The sequence below is a fragment of the Paenarthrobacter sp. YAF11_1 genome, assembly GCF_052113445.1.
GTDB lineage: Bacteria > Actinomycetota > Actinomycetes > Actinomycetales > Micrococcaceae > Arthrobacter.
Map to the genome: position 1 here is coordinate 705,712 of NZ_JBFRDF010000001.1, position 17,606 is coordinate 723,317.

General features: G+C 64.2%; 13 protein-coding genes. 7 read left to right on the forward strand and 6 right to left on the reverse strand.

The genetic code is table 11. The annotated features are described in order from the left end of the window. Positions 1-17: 17 nt before the first annotated feature. Entirely contained in the window at positions 18-1,193 is a 1,176-nt protein-coding gene (locus AB4Y77_RS03465) for an acyl-CoA dehydrogenase family protein (protein WP_442012955.1), read from the forward strand. Positions 1,194-1,263: 70 nt separating this feature from the next. Here the strand turns inward: AB4Y77_RS03465 and AB4Y77_RS03470 are convergent, their stop codons facing one another. Beyond that, on the reverse strand, positions 1,264-1,875 hold the full coding sequence (locus tag AB4Y77_RS03470; RefSeq protein WP_442012956.1) for a TetR/AcrR family transcriptional regulator: 612 nt from the start codon (positions 1,873-1,875) through the stop codon (positions 1,264-1,266). Between the two features lie 147 nt (positions 1,876-2,022). Here AB4Y77_RS03470 and AB4Y77_RS03475 point away from each other — a divergent pair, with 147 nt between their 5' ends. The 4 genes from AB4Y77_RS03475 to AB4Y77_RS03490 are packed head-to-tail and all read left to right on the forward strand — an operon-like array spanning position 2,023 to position 8,307. Beyond that, positions 2,023-3,357, forward strand: coding sequence for an ABC transporter substrate-binding protein (locus AB4Y77_RS03475; RefSeq protein ID WP_442012957.1), 1,335 nt, complete (start codon positions 2,023-2,025; stop codon positions 3,355-3,357). Continuing rightward, positions 3,354-4,301 carry a carbohydrate ABC transporter permease gene (locus AB4Y77_RS03480; RefSeq protein WP_311213747.1) on the forward strand — a complete coding sequence of 316 codons (948 nt, stop codon included), beginning with the start codon at positions 3,354-3,356 and terminating at the stop codon, positions 4,299-4,301. The genes AB4Y77_RS03475 and AB4Y77_RS03480 overlap by 4 nt, the downstream gene beginning before the upstream one ends. Beyond that, positions 4,298-5,212: a carbohydrate ABC transporter permease gene (locus AB4Y77_RS03485; protein WP_442012958.1), complete on the forward strand. Its 915-nt coding sequence runs from the start codon at positions 4,298-4,300 to the stop codon at positions 5,210-5,212. Before AB4Y77_RS03480 ends, AB4Y77_RS03485 begins: the two co-directional genes overlap by 4 nt. Beyond that, positions 5,212-8,307: a glycoside hydrolase family 2 TIM barrel-domain containing protein gene (locus AB4Y77_RS03490; protein ID WP_442012959.1), complete on the forward strand. Its 3,096-nt coding sequence runs from the start codon at positions 5,212-5,214 to the stop codon at positions 8,305-8,307. The genes AB4Y77_RS03485 and AB4Y77_RS03490 overlap by 1 nt, the downstream gene beginning before the upstream one ends. A gap of 159 nt (positions 8,308-8,466) precedes the next feature. On the opposite strand, the gene AB4Y77_RS03495 is transcribed toward AB4Y77_RS03490, so the two are convergent. Further along, complete coding sequence (locus AB4Y77_RS03495) at positions 8,467-9,882, reverse strand: MFS transporter (RefSeq protein WP_442012960.1); 1,416 nt, start codon at positions 9,880-9,882, stop codon at positions 8,467-8,469. Next, on the reverse strand, positions 9,879-10,409 hold the full coding sequence (locus AB4Y77_RS03500; RefSeq protein ID WP_442012961.1) for a winged helix-turn-helix transcriptional regulator: 531 nt from the start codon (positions 10,407-10,409) through the stop codon (positions 9,879-9,881). The genes AB4Y77_RS03495 and AB4Y77_RS03500 overlap by 4 nt, the downstream gene beginning before the upstream one ends. Positions 10,410-10,609: 200 nt before the next feature. On the opposite strand from AB4Y77_RS03500, the gene AB4Y77_RS03505 reads away from it, so the two are divergent. Further along, positions 10,610-11,290, forward strand: coding sequence for a hypothetical protein (locus AB4Y77_RS03505; protein ID WP_442012962.1), 681 nt, complete (start codon positions 10,610-10,612; stop codon positions 11,288-11,290). A 127-nt stretch (positions 11,291-11,417) separates the two neighbouring features. Then, positions 11,418-13,583: a phosphocholine-specific phospholipase C gene (locus AB4Y77_RS03510; RefSeq protein ID WP_442012963.1), complete on the forward strand. Its 2,166-nt coding sequence runs from the start codon at positions 11,418-11,420 to the stop codon at positions 13,581-13,583. Between the two features lie 99 nt (positions 13,584-13,682). On the opposite strand, the gene AB4Y77_RS03515 is transcribed toward AB4Y77_RS03510, so the two are convergent. The 3 genes from AB4Y77_RS03515 to AB4Y77_RS03525 form a co-directional block, all read right to left on the reverse strand. Then, positions 13,683-14,936, reverse strand: a complete 1,254-nt coding sequence (locus AB4Y77_RS03515; RefSeq protein WP_311214616.1) for a glycosyltransferase 87 family protein — start codon at positions 14,934-14,936, stop codon at positions 13,683-13,685. Positions 14,937-14,940: 4 nt separating this feature from the next. Further along, on the reverse strand, positions 14,941-16,110 hold the full coding sequence (locus tag AB4Y77_RS03520; RefSeq protein ID WP_311214617.1) for a cystathionine gamma-synthase: 1,170 nt from the start codon (positions 16,108-16,110) through the stop codon (positions 14,941-14,943). A gap of 62 nt (positions 16,111-16,172) precedes the next feature. Next, positions 16,173-17,558 (reverse strand): cystathionine beta-synthase, encoded by a 1,386-nt coding sequence (locus AB4Y77_RS03525; RefSeq protein WP_311214618.1) that lies wholly within the window; start codon positions 17,556-17,558, stop codon positions 16,173-16,175. Positions 17,559-17,606 lie beyond the last annotated feature (48 nt).

Sequence of the window (17,606 nt, forward strand, 5' to 3'; positions counted from 1 at the left end):
CCACCTAGGATGCTGGAATGAGCGATTCAACGACGAACACCTCCGACGTCCTGGCCCTCGATTCCCTGCTCACGGTGGAGGAGCTGGCTCTCCGCGACAAGGTCCGTGATTTCACGGCCCAGCGCATCCGTCCCGCCATCGCACGCTGGTATGAGGAGGCTCATTTCCCACGGGAGATCGCCCCTGAGCTGGGCGAGCTCGGAGTCCTGGGGATGCATCTGGAGGGGTACGGCTGTCCCGGCAGGTCCGCCGTCGAGTATGGTTTGGCGGCAATGGAATTGGAGGCCGGCGACTCCGGGATCCGCACGTTCGTCTCGGTGCAGGGTTCCCTCGCCATGACGGCAATTCACCGTTGGGGCTCCGAGGCGCAGAAGGAGCAGTGGCTTCCGCGGATGGCGGCCGGCGAGCTGATCGGCTGCTTCGCGCTGACGGAACCAAGCGCGGGTTCGGATCCGTCCTCCATGACCACGTTCGCCCGTGAAACAGCCGATGGCTGGGTACTGGATGGCGCCAAGCGCTGGATTGGGCTCGCGTCCATTGCGGACGTCATGGTGGTGTGGGCCAACACTGAGGATGGTATTCGCGGCTTCCTTGTCCCTGCAGGTTCTTCAGGGGTTACCGCCACGGCTATTGAGCCAAAGCTCTCCATGCGCGCCTCGGTTCAGTGCGATGTAACGTTCGACGACGTGCGGTTGGGTCCTGATGCCATCCTCCCGGGCGCCGCTGGACTTCGCGGACCGTTCACATGCCTGAACGAGGCACGTTACGGCATCGCATGGGGTGCCATGGGAGCTGCGCGCGACTCGTACGAAGCTGCGCTGGAGTATGCGGGCACCAGGCTCCAGTTCGGCCGCCCCCTGGCCGGTTACCAATTGACGCAGGAGAAACTGGTGAACATGCTGGTGGAGATCCAGAAGGGCACCATGCTTGCCCTCCACCTGGGCCGTTTGAAGGACGCCGGCCATCTTCATCCCGAGCAGATTTCCCTGGGCAAGCTGAACAACGTCCGCGAGGCCATCAAGATCGCCCGGGAGGCCCGCACCATCCTGGGCGGGAACGGCGTCACCTTGGACTATTCACCCCTGCGGCATGCCAACAACCTTGAGTCCGTGCGGACCTACGAGGGCACGGATGAGGTCCACACCCTGATCCTGGGCCAGCACATCACGGGCATCGGGGCTTTCCGCGGCTAACACACCAAAGTAGGTAGCAGTTGAGCGCGTTTTGAGGGCTCATAACGCGCTTAGCTGCTACTTAGTTGGGTCAGGGCTCGGGGAGGACCACCAACTTGAAGTAGCCACGCAGGCCCTTCACCACGTCCACCTCGTCGGGGGCCAGCAGCCATTGGGTCTGGAGGCCGTCCCACAGGGCTACCAAAGACATGGCAGCTTCGTCAGGATCAACTCCGGGCCGGAGCCTGCCCTCGGCGGCCAGCTCGGCGAAGCGCCGCGCGTAGCTGGTGCGCAGGCGTTCGAAGCGTTCGGTGAAGTACACCCGCCCGGGATGCGAGTCGGTGACGGACTCAGCGCAAAGAACGGTATACAGCTCAACCACGCCCGGGATGTTCTCGTTGAAGAGCGCCGTCCGGATCACGGAGTCAACCAGGCCTTCTTCCATGTCGTCCGGGAAGGCATCGCCGGTGATTTCGTCGCGGCGCTCCAGAACTGCCATCAGGAGATCGCGTTTGGACGGGAAATAGTGCAGCAGGCTGGTTTGGCTCAGTCCCACCCGGTCAGCAACATCCTGCAGCGATCCGCCGCGGTAGCCGTGGGCAGCAAACACCTCGTGGGCAGCATCCAGGATGGTCCGGCGCCGTTCCTCGGATTTCGCGTAGGGGCCCCGCCGCGCTGCGCGGCCCACGTCCTTTGTGGTCATGGCTAGTCAGTGTACATGCGCGTTACAGGCCGCATATGAAATTCGAGTGACTACTCGAATTTTCTGTTACCGTGGTCACACTTGCCTCTGCGGGACCCATTGATCCCGGCGCGGCATCGTCAACCTGACACGAAGAGGTGAAGGCTCATGACCCCATTCACGCGAAGACAACTCCTGGGCGCAGGCCTGGGAACAGCAGCCATGGGCCTGCTGACCGGGTGCGCTACTCCAGGAACACAGTCCGTCAATGCTGCACCCACCATCCCCGCCGCCGGGGACCCCGTGCGGCTGACCTATTGGGCTTGGCTGAAGGATTTCCAGAAAGTCGCTGACGTCTGGAATGCTGCAAATCCGAACATCCAAGTGGACGTGGTGTGGATCCCGGGCGGCAATGCCGGCGGGTATCAGAAGTTGTACTCGGCCCTGGCAGCCGGCGGTGGACCGGACCTGGCCCAGGTTGAACTGCGGTCCATCCCGGAGTTCATGCTGGTGAACGGGTTGGTGGATCTGACCCGCTACGGCGCCAACGATCACGCCCACCTTTACGATCCCACTCTGTGGAAGCAGGTCAGCTACACCGGGGGCGTTTACGGCATCCCCCAGGACGCCGGCCCCATGGGCATGTTCTACCAACCGGCCATCCTGGACAAGGTGGGCGGCAGCACTCCGAAGACCTGGGACGAGTGGGCTGCCCTGGCCGCCGAACTACGCTCCGTGGACAGTTACTTGGACTGCTTCCCCATCAGTGATGCCTCTCCGTTTGCCTCTTTCGCTGGGCAGGCCGGCGCGCAGTGGCTGCGCCCGGAGGAGGATGGCTGGGTCATCAACATGACCGACGACGCCACGCTCAACACCGCGCGCTTCTTCGATACGGCGATCGACGACGACCTCGTCACCACCGCGTACGGCGCCTTCTCCCCGGGCTGGTTTGCAGCAGCCGGCAAGGGTGGCATCGCCTCAACCATCACCGGTAGTTGGGGCGACGCCCTGGTGCAGGGTGTCAGTGGCTCCGAAGGTAAGTGGCGGGTCGCCCCCATGCCCACGTGGGGCGATACAGGGTTTGGCTCGAGCTACCTGGGCGGCTCAACGGCTGCAGTCCTGGCCAACAGCAAGCACCCCAAGGAAGCACTGGACTTCGCGGTGTGGCTGACCACGTCCACGGAGGGAATCGACGCCGAGATCAAAAACAGCGGCATCGGCTGGTCACCCAACCCTGACTTCATCGGCACCGATCGGCAGCAACCCTCGGCGTTCTTTGGTGGCCAACGCTACAACGAGGAAGTCTTTATCCCTGCCGCCCAACAGCAGAACCCTGACTGGTCCTGGTGGCCGGTGACCCAACAGTCCTTCAACATCCTCAGCGACGGCTTCCGCAAGAAGGCTTTCGGGACCTCATTGGTGGATTCCATCGCGGCTTCCGAGCAGCAGATCATCACCGTTTTCAAGAACAAGGGCCTCAGCATTCGAAAGGAAACGGCATGACGACCACCCGCACCGCACCCACAGCGCAGCGTCCCGCCGCCCCGGCACGTGGAGGCAAGCGGAACAGTGCTGCCACACGCGCCCCGTGGCTGCTGCTTGCACCCTTCCTGGCTCTTTTCGTCCTCACGTTCCTGCTGCCCATTGTGGTAGCCATCCTGTCCAGCTTCACTAAAGTGACCCGCAGCGGACTGTTCGGCGAGGCCGGCGTGAGGAGTGAGTTCGCCGGTTTCAGCAACTACGCCCAGGCCTTGGCCGACGGCAGCTTTGTTGCCTCCATCGGCAGGATGCTCCTGTTCGGCGTTGTCCAAGTGCCCGTCATGATCGTCCTGTGCACGGTATTGGCCCTCATGCTGGAATCGGCCTCGGCAAAGTGGCCAGGCTTCTTCCGGGCCGCCTACTTCCTGCCCTATGGCGTTCCCGGCGTCATCGCCACCATCCTTTGGTCCTTCTTGTATGTCCCCGGCCTGAGCCCCTTGTTCGACGCCGCGAAGATCGTTGGCCTCACCCCGGATTTCCTGGGCGCGAACAGCGTTCTCTGGTCCATCGCGAACATCGTCACGTGGAGCTACACGGGCTACAACATGCTGATCATCGTGGCGCAGCTCAAAGCCATTCCGGTGGAACTCTATGAAGCAGCCAAGGTAGACGGTGCTTCCACCTGGCGCGTGGCCCGGAGCATCCAACTGCCCTTGATCCGTCCTGCACTCATGCTCACCACGGTGTTTTCCATCATCGGAACCCTGCAGCTTTTCGCCGAAGCACAGGTCCTCAAGACCGTCGCCCCCGCCATCGACAGCCAGTACACGCCGAACCTCAGCGCTTACACCACGGCCTTCGCGTACAACGACTACAACGTCGCCGCAGCCCAGTCGGTCATCATCGCCGTGGCCGCGTTCGCCCTTTCCTTCGCCTTCCTCGCACTGACGAACAGGAAGTCCTCATGACCGCCACAGCTACCGAACAACCCACAGCCCCCGTCCGCAGCACACCATCCACGGGTCCGGACCGCTCAGCCGGACGACGGCGGTCATCCACCATCATCGTCACCGCACTTTTAGTGGTGGTGGCCCTGTACTTCCTCATTCCCGTGTACTGGGTGTTCGTGGCCTCCACGAAGTCCACAGAGGACCTTTTCTCCACCAACGGTTTCTGGTTCGCCCCAACGTTCTCCCTCTGGGAAAACATCGGCCGGGTGCTCAGTTACGACAACGGCATTTTTGGCCGCTGGTTCCTGAACTCTGCGATCTATGCCGGAGTCGGCGCCCTCTTGGCCACGTACTTTGCCGCAGCCGGGGGCTATGCCTTGGCCAAATACCAGTTCCGTGGCCGGAACCTGGTGTTCGGCACCATCCTGGGTGGCGTGCTGGTTCCCGGCACGGCCACTGCCCTGCCGCTCTTCCTGCTGTTCAGCCAGATGGGCCTGGCGAACACCTACTGGAGCGTCCTGCTGCCATCGCTGGTCTCCCCCTTCGGCTTGTTCCTCTGCCGCATCTACGCCCAGGCCACCGTGGATACCTCACTGATCGAGGCCGCCAGGATCGACGGCGCCGGTGAGCTCCGCATCTTCCACACGATTGGGCTGAAGGTACTGACGCCTGCCCTGGTCACCGTGTTCCTGTTCCAGTTGGTGGGCATTTGGAACAACTACTTCCTGCCGCTGGTCATGTTGTCCGACTCGGAGCTCTACCCCATCACGCTGGGCTTGAACAACTGGCTGAGCCAGGTTGACCGTTTGCCCGAATTCTACGAACTGACCACCGGTGGAGTACTTCTCTCCATCATTCCGCTCAGCATTGCCATGGTTGTCCTGCAGCGCTTCTGGCGCGGCGGGCTGACAGAAGGAGCCGTTAAGTAATGACCCCGTCACCCGACGTCAACTACATCACCGACACCGGCCCCGGTACCGGCAAGAGAGTCCCGGCCCGGTCCTGGCTGCACACTGACGCCCCCACACTGTCCCTTAACGGCCAGTGGCGGTTCCGGCTTCTCCCCGGCGCTCCCGGTACGCCGGGTGGACGCGGCGTCCTTCCTCCCGCAGAGGACATCGAAGGCATTGCACATGAAGCGTTGGACGACTCCAGCTGGGACACCATCCCGGTTCCGGCCCACTGGGTCTTGGAGGGTGAGGGCCGCTACGGGCGCCCCATCTACACCAACGTCCAGTTTCCCTTCCCTGCCAACGCGCCGCACGTCCCGGATGAGAACCCGACGGGTGACTACCGCCGCTCGTTCGAGGTCCCGGCAACCTGGGACGACGCCGGGAGGACAGTGCTGAGGTTCGACGGCGTCGAGTCCCGCTACAAGGTATGGCTCAACGGCGTCGAAATCGGTGTTGGGACGGGCAGCCGGCTGGCGCAGGAATTTGATGTGTCCGAGGCACTCCGCCCTGGCCATAACGTGCTGGCTGTCCGTGTCCATCAATGGTCGGCCTCGAGCTATGTGGAGGATCAGGACCAGTGGTGGATGCCGGGCATCTTCCGCGACGTCACCATCCAGTCCCGCCCTCAGAAGGGCATCGACGACGTCTGGTTGCGGACCTCCTACACCGCCGGCTCAGGCGTTATCGACCCTGAAATCACCGTGGATGACGCCGCCTACCCGGTTCGGCTGTCAGTTCCGGAACTGGACGTCGACGTCGTCTGGGACTCCCCTGCCGACGTCGCCCCGGTGGCGATCGCCGACGTCGAACCTTGGTCCGCAGAGGTTCCGCGCCTCTATAACGCCACCGTGCAAAGCGAAGGCGAGACCATCTCGCTGCGCCTGGGTTTCCGTACCGTGGAGATCAAGGGTGACCAGTTCCTGGTGAACGGCCGGCGTGTGGTGTTCCACGGAGTCAACCGGCACGAGACACACCCGGACCGCGGCAGGGTCTTCGACGAGGACTTCGCCCGGGCCGACCTTGCCCTGATGAAGCAGTTCAACGTCAACGCGATCCGGACCAGCCACTACCCGCCGCACCCGCGCCTGCTGGACATCGCGGATGAGATGGGTTTCTGGGTGATCCTCGAATGCGATCTGGAGACCCACGGCTTTGAACGGCACGGCTGGGTGGGCAACCCCAGCGACGACCCCGCGTGGCGCGAGGCCTATGTGGACCGGATGGAACGCACGGTGGAGCGGGACAAGAACCACCCCTCAATCGTCATGTGGTCCCTCGGCAACGAGTCCGGCACGGGTTCCAACCTGGCGGCAATGTCGGCGTGGACCCATGCCCGGGACAGCAGCCGGCCCGTCCACTACGAAGGCGATTACACCGGCGCTTACACGGACGTCTACTCGCGGATGTACTCCTCCGTTCCCGAAACTGAAGCGATTGGCCGCGACGATTCCGGCTCGCTCCTGCTGGGTTGCTCCGCGGCGGAGTCCGCCCGGCAGCGGAGCAAACCGTTCATCCTGTGCGAGTACGTGCACGCGATGGGCAACGGTCCGGGCGCGATCGACCAGTACGAGGACCTGGTGGACCGTTTCCCTCGGCTGCACGGCGGCTTCGTTTGGGAATGGCGGGATCACGGCATCCGCACCACCACGGCCGAGGGCACGGAGTTCTTCGCCTACGGCGGCGACTTCGGCGAGGTTGTCCACGACTCCAACTTCGTGATGGACGGCATGGTGCTCTCCGATTCCACGCCCAGCCCTGGCCTCTTCGAGTACAAGCAGATTGTCTCTCCCCTGCGCTTGGCCTTCTCCACGGAAACGTCCGACGGCGGCACGCGCCATTACGTTTCCGTCGCCAATCTGCGGCACACGGCTGACGCCTCCGACGTCGTGCTTCGCTGGCGTACCGAGCTGGATGGTGTCCTTGCTGATTCCGGTGAGCTCGACATCGTAACGCCCGCCGGCGGGCAGCTCGCTGCTGGTGCCACGACGCGGATCGCCCTGCCGGAGCCCGCATCCGTGGGAGCCGGTGAGCACTGGCTGACGGCGGAGGTGGTCCTTCGCAAGGACACCTCGTGGGCCGAGGCCGGCCATGTGATCTCTGCGGCGCAGCTGGAAGTGACCGAAGCCCGTCCCCGCCTGAGCGCCCCGCGCCCTGCGTCATCCTCCGAACGTGCGGCTGCCGTTGCCCAGGGAACGCTGTCGTTGGGCCCTGCTACCTTTGAGGACGGCCGCTTGGTCTCGCTTGCCGGATTGCCGGTCTCCGGTCCGCGGCTGGAGTTGTGGCGCGCACCCACGGACAACGACACCGGTGCGGGCCGCGGCAGCTACGACCTCGCCGATCCATGGCTCAACAACGGCAACGGCACCCCTGCCCCGTCCATGGAAGCTGTGTGGCGCGCTGCTGGCCTGGACCGGATCACAGCCCGCGTGGAGAAAATTTCTGCCGACGAATCCGGAGTTGTGGTCCAGACCCGCTACGCCGCTGCAGATGCTGCCCAGTGGGTGTCGGTAGAGGAAAACTGGCAGCTCTCCGGTGGCGAACTGTTCCTGCGCGTGGACATCGTCCCCAGCACTGGCTGGGACATCATCTGGCCACGGGTAGGAATCCGATTCGACCTGCCCGGGTCGGTGGACCAGGCGTCGTGGTTCGGTGCTGGACCACGGGAATCCTACCCGGACAGCATGCACGCCACGCTGGTGGGACGGTACGCGGCCGGCATCGATGACCTCACGGTGCCCTACGCCAAGCCGCAGGAATCGGGACACCGCAGTGCTGTCCGCTCGCTTGACCTGCAGCAGGCCGGGCATCCCTGGCTGACACTCGAGGCCGTCCCTGACTCCCGTGGCCGTTTACCCGGGTTCACTCTCGCCCGGCACACAGCGCAGGAGATCTCGGCAGCTGGTCACCCGCACGAGTTGCCGGCAAGCAAGGGCAGCTTCCTGTACCTCGATGCTGCCCAGCACGGCCTCGGGTCCAGGGCGTGCGGACCGGACGTTTGGCCGGAGTACGCGTTGCGCCCCGAAGCCCGGACGCTGACGTTCCGGATCACTGACGCGGGCCAGCCGAGCTAGCGGACGCGTTGTGGGGCCTGTTTTGCGTCCTTCCCGGTCGGGTTGGCACGCAGAGCGGGCCCCACAACAGGCTCAACCCCGCGTTGTGGGGCCTGTTTTGCGTGCTTAGTTGAGGAAATAGAGCGCAGAGCGGGCCCCACAACTTTCAGGAATGCAGTGTCAGGCAACCGCCACAGGTTCCTTCTTCACGGCGTCCTTGCGGATGGTGGCACTGATGACCGCAGCCACCGTGCACATGGCAGCCGCACCCAGCCATGCGTAGTTGTAATGACCGGTGGCATCCCGGATGAACCCGGCCAGGAGTGCTGCCACTGCGGCTCCGAGCTGATGGGCAGCGAACACCCAGCCGAACACTACGGAACCGTCCGCGCCGAACACTGACCGGCAAATCGCGGCGGTGGGAGGCACGGTGGCAACCCAGTCGAGCCCATAGACCACCACAAAAATGATCATGCTCGGCTCCACGGACGAACCCAGCAGCAACGGCAGCACCAGCAATCCGATCCCCCGGAATTGGTAGTACACCGCCAGCAAGACCTTGGGGTTGAAACGGTCGGTCAGCCAGCCGGAAGCAATGGTCCCCACGATGTCGAAAATCCCGACGACGGCCAACAAGCCCGCCGCTGTGGTCTCGGGCATGCCGTGATCATGCGCCGAGGGAATAAAGTGCGTGCCGATCAGCCCATTGGTGGTTGCTCCACAGATCGCGAAGCCCGCCGCCAAAGCCCAGAAGGTGCGGACTTTGCTGGCCCGTTTGAGGACCTGCAGGGCACGGACAGCCGCATTGGCGGAATCCCCCGTCGCCGTCACGGTCGAAGCGACCCCAGCGGCAGGCGTGCGGTCCGGCGTCGTGGTTGACCCGGCGTCGGCTGCTTGAGTGTCAGCCTCGGGCGCACGGGGCCCCCGCGCGACGGGTTCCTCGGCGCCGTACGGCAAGACCCCGACGTCTGCGGGAGAGTTTCGCAGCCAGCGCAGCACCAGCGGGACCACGGCGAGCGCACCGGCGGCGATGAGGAGCGAGGCCCCGCGCCACCCCGGGTTCTGGGCGAGGGCGGCGATGAAGGGAAGGAACACCAGCTGCCCGGCGGCGCTGCCGGCGGTCAGTATCCCGATCACCAGTCCACGGCTTTTGGCGAACCAGGTGTTGGCGATGGTGGCTGCGAACACGAGGGCCATGGAGCCTGTGCCCAGACCGATCAGCAGTCCCCAGGTCAGCAGGATCTGCCAGGACTGGTTCACGAACACGGTGAGGGCCGAGCCAAGGCCGATCAGGCACAGCGCCAGTGACGTGACCTTGCGGATGCCGAAGCGTTCCATGAGCGCTGCCGCGAACGGCGCCGTCAGTCCAAACAGGACCAGGTTGATGCTGACGGCAAGCGACAACACCGTGGTTGACCAGCCGAACTCCTTCTGAAGCGGGACCATGAGCACGCCGGGTGCCGCACGGAAGCCGGCTGCCCCCACCAAAGCAAGGAATGCCACGGCTGCCACGATCCAGGCGGGGTGGAGTCGTCGGCGCTTGCCGGTGGGAGCACCCGCTGGCTTGGCCTGGACTGTCTTTTCGGGCGGGGTCATGCGGGGATCTCCGTTTCAAGGGAAGCAGGAATGCGGGTTTCCGGTGCGACGGCCAGTGGCAGCGGATGCTCGCTGCGCGTAAAGCTGTGCCAGCTGGTGTTGGCTGCGGTCAGGTTGGTGCCGCAGTGAGTGCAGGTATCAGCTGAAGATGTGGCCTGACCGCAGTCCGTGTGGACCACCTTCATGTGGGACACCTCGGTGGGTGCGTCCAGGTTCCTCTCGGCCCAAATGATGATGGCGTTCAAGACGGGCAGCGCATCCTCGCCGCTGGGGGTGAGGACGTATTCCTGCCGGGTGCGGGTGCCGTCGTGATAGGGGCGCTGGGTCAGCAGTCCTGCCTCCACCAGCCAGCCAAGCCGTTTGCTCAGGACGTTGTCCGCAACCTCCAGGCGCTGCTTAATGGCCTCGTACCGGCCGTTGCCGAAGAAGATTTCGCGGAGAACCAGGCTCCCCCATGGATCGCCAAGGACGTCGAGGCCACGGGCCAGGCTGCACGTGCGGGAGGACCAGTCAGAGCGAAGAGGCATGGGGCCAAAGTAGCTGACTTTTCTAAAGAAAGCTACGGCGTCAGGCTTTCATGACGCGCAACCAAGTGGTGCACGACGGAAAGACGAGTATCCGCACCCGGTTCATATCGGCCCGGGAGTTCCTACAATCGAAAGTGTCTGGGGATTCCTGAATATCCGTTCCGGCTGTCACAGCGCATCCACTCCCGCTTGGAGTTCCCATGACTCTGCAGGGCGAACCACAACCGCACACCACTCCCCAGCCAGGCCCTGCCCTCCGGTCCCGCGGGACGCTGTTCCGGTCCCATAAGGCACCTCCCTGGTCCCGCAGGGCAGAGCCGGTCGGTACCGTGAAGGCCTTGGTGCTGGCCGGCGCCATGATCGCAGCCATCGCCATGACACCGCCACTCTCCGGTCAAGGAGCACCTTGGAGCCCGGTACGGCCTTCCGGGTTGGCTCTTGGCCCCGACGCCGTAACCTTCCAGCGCCAGGCGGCACCCGCCGTCGTGAATCCTCTGGCTGGGCAGCCCACGCCCGGCAACGAGTCGGTTCTTCACCTGCCCGGCAGCCGCGGCGAATGGACCATAGACGTTGCCGGATCGGGCGGCCAGGAACTGGTGGATGCGTGCATCGGTCCGGTCCACTACACCCCCACCGATGCCTTCGCGGTGTTCATCACTGAGCACGACTACTGCGGTGGACGGGACCGGTTCTCCGGCATCGACGTTGGTCAAACAGTCACACTGGCAGGCTTTGGAACGTACACGGTGCATGCGCGGGGACAGGTACCTCTGGGCGGTACCACCAGTGACGTCGCGGCAGTTTTCGGCGGCTTCCCCAAGGCCGTATTGCAGACCTGCATCCCGGGAACCAGCCAGATGCTGGTGATAGCCCTCAACTAGGCGTGGGCTGAGCTACTGGAGTGTGATCTGCGCGACACACCCCGCCGGTTTGCCCCTGTTTCACCCGAGGTTCATCCGGGCTGCTTAGGCTTACCCGGTCACCTCTGACCACGAAAGGCACCCCTGAATGTCCTCGAATTCCCCTGAAATGGTTAATCGTTCAACCGAAGTGCCGGGGCTCTCCCGCCGCGGCTTTCTCGGCACGGCAGCTGCAGCGACGGCGCTTGCGGCCACCGGGTCCCTCCTGCCGCCATCGGTACAGGCCGCCATGGCCAAACCGGTCCCGCCGGGAAGCCTGCAGTCCATCAAGCACGTGATTGTGCTGATGCAGGAAAACCGCTCCTTCGACCACTACTTCGGATCACTGCGTGGTGTCCGCGGCTACGGAGACAAAGCCGTCGCCCGCCTGCGGAGCGGCAAGTCTATGTTCGAGCAACCGCGTGCCACGGGCGAAACCGTGCTGCCGTTCTCCCTGCGCAAGGCAGCCGAGCTCGCCGGGAGGCCCGGCACTGACATCCAGTACCTGGGCGATCTGGACCACTCCTTCAATGGCACCACCACGGCCTGGAGCAACGGCTGGTGCGATCAGTGGATTCCCGCCAAGAGCGCTTCCACCATGACGTTCTACGAGCGCCAGGACATTCCCCTGCAATACGAACTCGCGGACACTTTCACCATCTGCGACGCCTACCACTGCTCCGTCAATGGCTCCACCAATCCCAACCGCAACTATCTCTGGAGCGGCACCACAGGTAACGAGCCCGTCAGCGCCAAACGTGCGGTCACCAACGCGGCGTACGGCTACGACCACGGCGGCTACGACTGGACCACCTATCCCGAGCGGCTGGAAGAGTCGGGCGTTTCCTGGAAGATCTACCAGGACTGGGACAACTTCACGGACAACGCCGTGGAGTACTTCACCACGTTCAAGGCGATCGGCCGCAAGATGCTTGCTTCCGTGGAAGGAAACCTCCGCACCACCGAAGAGTTCTACGACCACCTTCGGGGCAAAACACCCGCTGAGCAGGACCGTCTCCTTGCCCAATTGGAGCAGGGCCGTGCCGCCCTCACAGAAACCGAACGGGCACTGTTCGACAAAGCCATGTGGCGCGGCCGTCCGGACACCCTCCTTGAACGCCTCAGCACAGACATCACCGGCGGTACCTTGCCGCAGGTCAGCTGGCTTGTGCCGTCAGCGGCCGATTCCGAGCACCCTGGGGCCTCAACACCGGTGGGCAGCGCGAACTTCGTGTACCGCTTGCTGGATACAGTGGCCAGCAACCCGGACACGTGGGACAGCACGGCGATTTTCCTGAACTTCGACGAAAACGATGGCTACTTCGACCACGTCCCGCCGCCCGTCCAGCCGCGTCCGGCGTCGGGCGAGTCCACCGACTGGACCACCGCCAGGCCCATCGGCCTCGGACCGCGTGTGCCCATGACGATCGTTTCACCTTGGACAGTGGGCGGTTACGTCAGCTCGGAAGTGTTCGACCACACCTCCGTGCTGCGCTTCCTGGAGCGCTGGACCGGCGTCGAGGAACCGAATATTTCCCCGTGGCGCCGCGAAGTCTGCGGTGACCTGACCGGCGTCTTCAACTTCACCTCCCCGGGCACGCCGCCCGTCCTTGACCACCCGGGTGCAGTGCCGGCCAAGATCAGCCGCTGGCGCCCGAATCCCCCGGCCGTGCAGGTGGCCCCGATCCAGGAAACCGGCAGCCGCCCGGCCCGCCCGCTCCCCTACCGGCCGCAGGTTTCGGCCGCAGTACAGTCCGGCACAGTACAGTCCGGCACAGGTGCCGCCGCGCTGACGCTGACCCTGACGAACAAAGGAAGCCGGTCCACCCACTTCACGGTGTACGGCTACGCCGGCGAGGTCACCGAACCCCGTCACGTGGACGTGCTCGGAAGCCAGAAGGTGGACTTCCCCGTCAACTCCGGCGCTTTCGACGTCGTCGTCACCGGCCCCAACCGGTACCAGTACGAACTGCAAGGCACGACGACGGGTGCCGCGTCCGGCGTCGACGTCACCGTGACAGGGCGCCGCGGCAGGAAGTCCGTGGAACTGGAAGTGCGCAACAACGGCAAGGCAACAGTGACCGTGCAGCTGGAGTCCCTGCAGTACGCAGAGAACAACCAGACCGTGAAGCTGAAGGCCGGGCACACCAGGAAGATTGGCTGGGACACCCTGGAAGGTTGGTACGATCTCCAGCTCACCTCGGCCGATGATGAGTCGTTCAGGAGGCGCTTGACCGGACGTGAGGAGGACGGCCGGGAGGGTATTTCAGGCTAGGCGCTTATGGAGATCCGGCCCTTGTCCGCCCCACCCACCGTAAAGCGGTGAGGAGGGCGGACAAGGGCTGGATTCATCGGTTCGTGGAGGGCCCGCGGGCTATTTCCGGGTCCGGGAGGGATGGTATGCCACGGCCCAGTAGACCAGCATGGCAATCCCGCACACCACGCCAAGGCTGGAAATCATGAGCTGCCATTGGGTCTGCGGGTCCTTGCCCCACTCGGCCGCGCCGGCCCAGACTGCAAGGTTCTTCGGAGTCATGAAGAAGGCGACGGTGGAACAGGCGACGATCACCCATCCGGCGGTGCGCATCCGGCCGGAACGTGAAGGTACCCGGTGCATGGCGAAGGCCATGCTGGGGAGCGCGACGGCGACCCACACCCAGTGGTGGGACCAGGAGACCGGACTGATCAAGAGCATCAGGATGGCACTGGCCGATACTGCGATGAAGTTCTCGTCAGCTTCCACGGCCCACTTAATGATGAGCCCCGCCAGGACCACCAGCCCCAGGGACAGAACCATCCACACCACATTGGTGAGGGAAGAGTCCGGCATACCGAAATGCAGCAGCAGGCCCTTGAGGGAGAGGTTGTCAACGTACGCCGGTCCGCCAATACGGCCGGTGTCGGGCAGGATCTTGGTCCAGAAGTCCATGGAAGCCTGCGGCAGCACAGCCCAGGCAAACGCAATGGATCCGAAGAAGCCTGCAGCCATCCAACCGAGGGCTTTGAAGTCGCGGCGCACCAGGAAGTACAAACCAAACGCCAGCGGCGTGAGCTTCACCCCGGCAGCCAAGCCAATCAGGAGGCCTGCCGGCCAACGGATTTCGCCTGCACGGACTTTCCCATACAGGGCGAAGTCAGCCAGGATGACGCCCATCAGGATGATGTTGATCTGCCCGAAGACGAAGGTATCCCGCCAAGGCCCGAGCAACAGGATGGCCCCTGCTCCCACCAAGGCTGTGGTCCGGAACCGGTAATCGGCAAACGCTGAGCGCCAGCCCGTCAAGCCGAAGTAGTGCCGTGCCAGCCATGCAGCAACCACTCCTGCACCCACCAAGGCAGCGAGGATGAACACCAGGCTGCTGGCGAAGAAGCCCATGGCCGCCAAGCCCGTAAAGAGGAGCGCGGCGAACGGCGGGTAGGTAAACGGCAGGCCCTCCCGAACAGCGTAGAGATCGCCGCCTTCCAGGACTTTGCCACCGCCGTAGAAGTAGACCTCAAAGTCGTTCAGTGCCGGCTCGTAGTCCGTGTAGAGGAACCACACCGCCACGGCGAGGGTCAGCGCACCCGCCACGGTGAGGATCCAGCCCCGCTGCGTGGTGGAAGCCACCGTGTGTGAAGGAGAAGCCACAGTGTCAGCCGTTACTGATCTTGGCAAAGGCCTGCTCAAGGTCGGCGATCAGGTCCTCGGCTTCCTCGATCCCGCAGGAAAGGCGCAGGAGGTTGACCGGAACCGCCAGTTCGGTACCTTTCACGGAGGCGTGGGTCATCTCCGACGGGTAGTTCATCAGGGACTCGATGCCACCCAGGGATTCCGCCAGCGTGAACACCGACGTGGATTCGGCGACCGTGCGTGCCGCAGACTCGCCACCCTTGAACTGCACGGAGACCATGCCGCCGAACTTCTTCATCTGCTTCGCTGCAAGCTCGTGTCCGGGGTGGTCCGGGAGGCCCGGGTAGAGCACCGCTTCCACCTCGGGACGCTGCAGCAGCCATTCAGCCACTGCCTGGCCGTTGTCGCTGTGACGATCCATGCGAACGCCAAGTGTCTTCAGTCCGCGGGTGGTGAGGAAAGCGTCCATGGGACCGGAAACCGCGCCCACCGCGAACTGGATGAAGCCGATCTTCTCTGCCAGCTCATCGTCCTTGACCACGATCGCGCCACCCACAACGTCGGAGTGGCCGCCGATGTACTTGGTGGTGGAGTGGACCACCACGTCAGCGCCCAAGGCGAGCGGGGTCTGCAAGTAGGGAGACGCAAAGGTGTTGTCCACCACCAGGAGGGCACCGGCGTCGTGCGCTACAGCGGCGAGGGCCTCAATGTCGGTGATCTTCATCATCGGGTTGGACGGCGTCTCCACCCAGACGATCCTGGTGTTGTTCGCGGCGACGGCTGCTGCCACGGCGTCGAGGTCCGACATGTCCACGGGAGTGTTGCCGATACCCCAGTCGCCCAGGACCCGGTTGATCAGGCGGTAGGTGCCACCGTAGGCGTCATTGCCAAGGACGATGTGGTCACCGGGGCGGGCGATCGCACGGATCAGCGAGTCCTCGGCAGCCAGGCCCGAACCGAAGGAAAACGCTGCGGTACCACCTTCGAGGGCGGCCAGCTGCTCCTGGAGGGCGTCGCGGGTCGGGTTGCCGCCGCGACCGTACTCGTACCCGGACCGCAGGTTGCCGATGCCGTCCTGGGCGTAGGTGGAGCTGAAGTGCAGCGGCGGCACCACAGCACCGGTCCGGGGTTCGAAGGCCTGTCCGGCGTGGACGGCGCGCGTGTTGAACCCGGCGTTGTTGGTGGCAGACATGGAAGCTCCTCTTGGGTCGTTGGACGATTGGACAGGGGCCGGGGTTGGACCGGCGCCGGCGCCTAGTTGCTCAGGTACGCCAGAAGGTCGTGGCGCGTCAGGATACCTACCGGGGCGCCCACGAAGGTCACCATGACGGTATCGACGTCGGACAGCAGCTCGCGCGCGGCAGAAATGGTTTCCAGCGAGCCGATCACGGGGAGGCGCTCCCCCATGTGCTCCGAGATCATGTCCGTCAGTTTCGCTTCGCCACGGAACAGTTTGCTGGTGAGGCTTCGCTCATCCACGGCTCCCATGACCTCGCCCATCACTACGGGTGGTTCCTGTGAGAGGACCGGGATGTGGGAGACGCCGAATTCGTTCATGATGTTGATGACATCGCGGACGGTCTCGTTGGGGTGGATGTGGACCAGGTCCGGCATCTCGCCTGTCTTGGACTTGAGGACCTCACCCACGGAGGACTCTTCACCGCCGGAGAGGAAGCCGTAAGAGCGCATCCACTGGTCGTTGAAGATCTTGGCCAGGTAGCCGCGGCCGGAATCCGGGAGGATCACCACCACTACAGCTGACTCATCCAGGTCCTTGGCAGCCTGCAGTGCAGCCACCACGGCCATTCCGGACGAGCCGCCCACCAGGAGGCCCTCCTCGCGGGCAAGGCGGCGTGTCATGGAGAAAGAGTCGGCATCGGAGACGGCAAGGACGGCATCCGGAACGGAGGGGTCGTAGTTGCCGGGCCACATGTCCTCGCCCACACCCTCCACGAAGTAGGGCCGGCCGGTGCCGCCTGAGTACACCGAACCTTCCGGGTCCGCGCCGATGATCTTGACCCGGCCGCCGTCGGACTCTGCACGGTCCGCGGAGACTTCCTTGAGGAAGCGGCCGGTCCCGGTGATGGTGCCGCCTGTTCCGGCGCCGATGACCACATGCGTGACCCGGCCGTCGGTGTCCTGCCAGATTTCCGGGCCCGTGGACTCGTAGTGGCTGCCGGGGGCGGCGGGGTTGGAGAACTGGTCCGGCTTGAAGGCACCCGGGATTTCGCTGACGAGGCGGTCCGAAACGCCGTAGTAGCTTTGCGGGCTGTCAGGGGCCACGGACGTGGGTGTGACCACTACCTCGGCTCCGTACGCCTGCAGGACGGCACGCTTGTCCTCGCCCACCTTGTCCGGCACAACGAAGATGCACTTGTAGCCCTTTTGCTGGGCTACCAGCGCCAAACCCACTCCGGTGTTGCCCGACGTCGGCTCTACGATGGTTCCGCCCGGCTGGAGCCGGCCGTCCTTTTCGGCATCCTCGATCATCTTCACGGCGATCCGGTCCTTGATGGATCCGCCGGGATTAACATATTCGAGCTTCACCAAAACGGTGGCTTTGATGCCCTCCGTGACGTGGTTGAGCTTGATGAGCGGCGTATTGCCGATGAGGTCCAAGACGGACTGGGCGTACTTCATAGGTACAAAGTTACCGCCTGCCACGTGCGGGGCTTGCTTCGGCCATCT

What these genes read in the sequence shown, in the direction of transcription:
- AB4Y77_RS03510 (WP_442012963.1), top strand. Translation starts at nt 11,418, where the DNA reads ATGTCCTCGAATTCCCCTGAAATGGTTAATCGTTCAACCGAAGTGCCG.
- AB4Y77_RS03470 (WP_442012956.1), bottom strand. Translation starts at nt 1,875, where the DNA reads ATGACCACAAAGGACGTGGGCCGCGCAGCGCGGCGGGGCCCCTACGCG.
- AB4Y77_RS03490 (WP_442012959.1), top strand. Translation starts at nt 5,212, where the DNA reads ATGACCCCGTCACCCGACGTCAACTACATCACCGACACCGGCCCCGGT.
- AB4Y77_RS03520 (WP_311214617.1), bottom strand. Translation starts at nt 16,110, where the DNA reads ATGTCTGCCACCAACAACGCCGGGTTCAACACGCGCGCCGTCCACGCC.
- AB4Y77_RS03485 (WP_442012958.1), top strand. Translation starts at nt 4,298, where the DNA reads ATGACCGCCACAGCTACCGAACAACCCACAGCCCCCGTCCGCAGCACA.
- AB4Y77_RS03500 (WP_442012961.1), bottom strand. Translation starts at nt 10,409, where the DNA reads ATGCCTCTTCGCTCTGACTGGTCCTCCCGCACGTGCAGCCTGGCCCGT.
- AB4Y77_RS03525 (WP_311214618.1), bottom strand. Translation starts at nt 17,558, where the DNA reads ATGAAGTACGCCCAGTCCGTCTTGGACCTCATCGGCAATACGCCGCTC.
- AB4Y77_RS03475 (WP_442012957.1), top strand. Translation starts at nt 2,023, where the DNA reads ATGACCCCATTCACGCGAAGACAACTCCTGGGCGCAGGCCTGGGAACA.
- AB4Y77_RS03495 (WP_442012960.1), bottom strand. Translation starts at nt 9,882, where the DNA reads ATGACCCCGCCCGAAAAGACAGTCCAGGCCAAGCCAGCGGGTGCTCCC.
- AB4Y77_RS03505 (WP_442012962.1), top strand. Translation starts at nt 10,610, where the DNA reads ATGACTCTGCAGGGCGAACCACAACCGCACACCACTCCCCAGCCAGGC.
- AB4Y77_RS03480 (WP_311213747.1), top strand. Translation starts at nt 3,354, where the DNA reads ATGACGACCACCCGCACCGCACCCACAGCGCAGCGTCCCGCCGCCCCG.
- AB4Y77_RS03465 (WP_442012955.1), top strand. Translation starts at nt 18, where the DNA reads ATGAGCGATTCAACGACGAACACCTCCGACGTCCTGGCCCTCGATTCC.